Source organism: Micromonospora sp. NPDC051924 (assembly GCF_055586005.1).
In genome coordinates, this window is record NZ_JBVJJA010000106.1 from 1 (window position 1) to 4,411 (window position 4,411).

Genomic DNA, 4,411 nt, shown 5'->3' on the forward strand with positions numbered 1-4,411 from the left:
GCGGCGGCCTGGGTGTGTCCGATGTTCGACTTGATGGAGCCGAGCCAGAGCGGTTGCCCGTCCCGGCGTTCCTGTCCGTAGGTGGCGAGGAGGGCCTGGGCTTCGATGGGGTCGCCGAGGGTGGTGCCGGTGCCGTGGGCCTCGACCACGTCCACGTCGGCGGGGGTGAGCTTCGCGTTGGCCAGGGCCCGCCGGATCACCCGCTCCTGGGACGGGCCGTTGGGCGCGGTGAGCCCGTTGCTCGCGCCGTCCTGGTTCACCGCCGAGCCCCGCAGCACGGCGAGGACCCGGTGGCCACGGTCCCGGGCCGCCGACAGCCGTTCGAGCAGCACCAGGCCGACCCCTTCGCCCCAGCCGGTGCCGTCGGCGGCGGCGGCGAACGGCTTGCACCGGCCGTCCGCCGACAGCCCCCGCTGCCGGCTGAACTCGACCAGCACCGTGGGGGTCGCCATCACGGTGACCCCACCGGCGAGGGCCAGGTCGCACTCCCCGTTGCGGATCGCCTGCGCCGCCAGGTGCATCGCCACCAGCGACGAGGAACAGGCGGTGTCCACCGTGACCGCCGGCCCCTCCAATCCGAGCGTGTACGCGATCCGGCCCGAGGCGACGCTGCTGATGCTGCCCGTCAGCAGGTGCCCCTCGAACCCTTCCGGCGCCCGCTGGATCCGTCCCCCGTAGTCGTCGTACATCACGCCGGTGAACACGCCGGTCGCGCTGCCGCGCAGGCGGGTCGGGTCGATCCCCGCCCCCTCGACGCACTCCCACGCCGTCTCCAGCAGCAGCCGCTGCTGCGGGTCCATCGCCGTCGCCTCACGCGGGCTGATCCCGAAGAACTCCGCGTCGAACCGCGCCGCCTCGTACAGAAAACCCCCGTGCCGGGTGTACGTCGTCCCGGTCCGCTCCGGGTCGGGGTCGTAGAGCCCGGCCAGGTCCCAGCCGCGGTCCGCCGGAAACCCGCCGACCGCGTCACCGTCGTCGACCACCAGGTCCCACAACTGCTCCGGGCTGCTCACCCCACCCGGGTAGCGGCAGGCCATCCCCACGATCACCACCGGGTCGTCCAGCCCTGCCGCCGGCGCGGGCGCGACCGCCGCCGGCTCCGCCCCTTCGGGTACGGCGGCGACCCGGGTCAGCAGGTGACCGATCACCGCGGCCGGGGTGGGATGGTCGAAGACCAGCGTCGCCGGCAGCCGGAGACCGGTAGCGGCGCTCAGCCGGTTCCGCAGCTCCACCGACACCAGCGAGTCGAACCCCAGCTCCTTGAACGGCCGGTCCAGCGGCACCGCCGACGCGGCCGGCAGGGCGAGCACCGTCGCGACGGCGCTCCGCACCAGTTCGCGGACCGCCTCCTCGCGGGCCGGCTCCGGAAGACCGGCGAGCTCCTCCCGCCACCGTCCGGCGAGGAGCGGGGCGGTGGTGGATCGGGTGAGGTGGGCCGGGAGGTTGGCCGGGTTGAGGTGGGCCGTGATCGGCACGGGGTCGCTGGTCGTGAGGGCGGTGTCGAGCAGGGTGAGGGCGTGCGGGGTGGACAGCGGGGTGACACCGCCGCTCTGCAGGCGCTTCATGTCGGTGGTGCGCAGGTGCGCCGTCATAGTGCTGGTGTCGGTCCAGTAGCCCCAGTTGAGGCTGGTGGCGGGGAGCTGGTGGTGGTGGCGATGGTGGGCGAGAGCGTTGTGGAAGGTGTTGGCGGCGGCGTAGTTGGCCTGGCCGGGGGTGCCGAGGGTGGCGGCGATGGAGGAGTAGAGGAGGAAGTGGGTGAGCCGGTGGTCGCGGGTGAGGGTGTGCAGGTGCCAGGCGGCGTCCACCTTGGGGTCCAGGGTGGCGTGCAGCTGCTCAGGGGTGAGATTGGTGACGGTGGCGTCCTGGAGGGTGCCGGCGGTGTGGATGACCGCCCGGAGCGGGTGATCGGTGCGGTCGATGTGGTCGATGACCTGGGCGAGTTGAGCCCGGTCGGTGGTGTCGCAGGCGGTGATGGTGACGGTGGCGCCGAGGCCGGCGAGTTGGTGGATGAGGGCTGGGGCATCCCGGTGGTGAGGGCCTTGGCGGCTGACGAGGTGAAGGTGGCGTGCGTCGTGGTGGGTGGCGACGTGGCGGGTGGTGTGTCGGGCGAGAGTGCCGGTGCCACCGGTGACGAGGGTGGTGCCAGTCGGGTCGAAGGGCCGGGCGGCGGGTTCGGCGAGCGCACCGGAGCGGGTCGGGGTGGTGTCCGGGGTCAGGTGCCCGGTGTGCGGTGTGCCGCCGCGAAGGGCCAGTTGCGGATGAGGGCCGGCGATGGCGGCGGGGAGCGTGGCGACGCTCTCGTCGGTGTGGTCGGCGTCGATGAGGGTGATGCGGTCGGGGTGTTCGGTCTGTGCGGTGCGGACCAGGCCCCAGCAGGTGGCGGCGGGCAAGTTGGTCAGTTGGTCGTGGTCGCCGGTGGTCACGGCGCCGGTGGTGAGGACGGTCAGGCGCGCGCCGGCGTAGGTCGGGTCGGTGAGAATCCCCTGGAGCGTCTGCAGGAGCCGTTCGGTGGCCTCGTGCACGGCCGCCGGGACATCGGCCTCGTCGTCGCCGGTGTGTTCGGGTAGCGGCAGGATGATCTGCTCCGGCGCGGCGATCTCCCCGCTGTCGACCGCTTCGCCGAGCGTGTCCAGGTCCGGGTAACCGGGCACGCCCCACCCCGGCACCGGCCCGCCGATGGTCACCCACCCGTCGGTGCCGGCCGGACCCGCCGGGAGCGCCACCGGCACCCAGTCCCACCGCCACAGGCGGCCGTCGTACGTCTGCCGGTTCGCGTCGAGCTGCGCCGGAGTGACCGACTGGAACGCCAGCGAGTCCACCGCGGCGATCGCCCGACCGCCGTCGTCGTGGACGGTGAGGGCGAGCTCGTGCGGCCCCCGCCAGGTGAGCCGGATTCGCCCGCCGGTCGCCCTGGTGGTCCCGAGATGGCGTACCCCGGACCAGGAGAAGGGCAGCCACAACAGGCCGGGCTCCCGGGCCACGAGCGCGTCGACGGTCAGGTGCAGCGCCGCGTCCAGCAGCGCCGGGTGGACGCCGTAGCCGTCGGGGTCGGCCGGCTCGGGCAGCGCGACCTCGGCACACCACTCCCCGCCGGAACGCCAGGCCCGGCGTACGCCCTGGAACAAGGGCCCGTAGTGGTAGCCGGCCGAGGCGAGGCGCCCGTAGAGGCCGCCGACGTCGAGCGGGGTGGCGCCGGCGGGCGGCCACGTCGCGAGGGGCGCGGGGTCCGGCTCGCCCGTGCCGGCGTCGAGGACGGCGGTGGCGTGGTGGGTCCAGGTGACCTCGGCGGGAGCGCCGGACGGCCGGGAGTGGACGGTCAGCGTACGGCGGTCACGTTCATCCGGGGTGCTGACGGCGACCTGGATGTCGGTCGGCTGCTCACCGAGCCCGAGCGGGCTGTGCAGGGTGAGCTCGTCGAGATGGCGGTGTCCGCTGGGCGCACCGGCGTGCAGCGCGATGTCCACGAACGCGGTCGCCGGCAGCAGGCAACCCGTGCCGACGGTGTGGTCCACCAGCCAGGGGCGGGTACGCGTGGAGAGCTGGGCCGTGTACACGTCCTCACCGCTGGTCGCCGTGGTGAGGACGGCGCCGAGGAGGGCGTGCGTGCTGGGTCGCAGTCCGAGGTGGTGGGTGTCGCCGGCGGGAGCGGCGGTGAGCCAGTAGCTCCGGTGGTGGAAGGGGTAGCTGGGCGGGGTGGCGTGTGCCCGGGTCTCGGGGATGAGGTGACTCCAGGCGTTGGGGTGGGTGGTGTGGGTGTGCAGGTGGGCGGTGTTGGTGAGCAGGGTGTGCCAGGGGTCGGCGTCGCGGCGCAGGGTGTGCAGGGCGGTGGCCTCGGCGTCGATGGTGGTGGTGAGCAGGGGGTGGGGGCTGATCTCGATGAGGGTGTGGTGTCCGTCGGTGATCAGGTGTTGGAGGGTGGGGTGGAAGTGGACGGGTTGGCGGAGGTTGTCCCACCAGTAGTCGGTGGTGAGTTCGGTGGCGGGGAGGACCTGCTGGCGGGTGCTGCTGTAGAAGGTGGTGTCGGTGGCCCGGCTGTCGACGGCCGCTCTGGTCAGTTCGGTGTGCAGCGGTTCGACGTGGGGGCTGTGGCTGGCGTAGCTGACTGGGATGATCCGGGCCGTGGCGCCGTGGTCGGTGAGGGCGGTGTGAGCTGTCTCGATGGCGTCGGGGGTGCCGGAGAGCACGCAGCTGGTGGGGGCGTTGTGGGCGGCGAGGTGCAGCTCGGCCGCTTGTTCGGGCAGCAGCTGTTCCAGAAGGGCGGTCAGCTCGTCGGGGGTGGGGCCGGTGACGGCGAGCATGCTGCCGGTGCCTTCGATGGTGGTGAGGGCGCGGCCGCGGTGGGCGATGAGTTGGGCGGCCTGGTCGAGGGTGAGGGCGCCGGCGGCGTGGGCGGCGGTGATCTCGCCCTGGG

At 73.4% G+C, this 4,411-nt stretch carries 1 protein-coding gene; it reads right to left on the minus strand.

The annotated features are described in order from the left end of the window. A partial coding sequence (locus tag ACZ6S5_RS34785; protein ID WP_466006536.1) for a type I polyketide synthase occupies nt 1–4,411 on the minus strand: 4,411 nt, incomplete at both ends.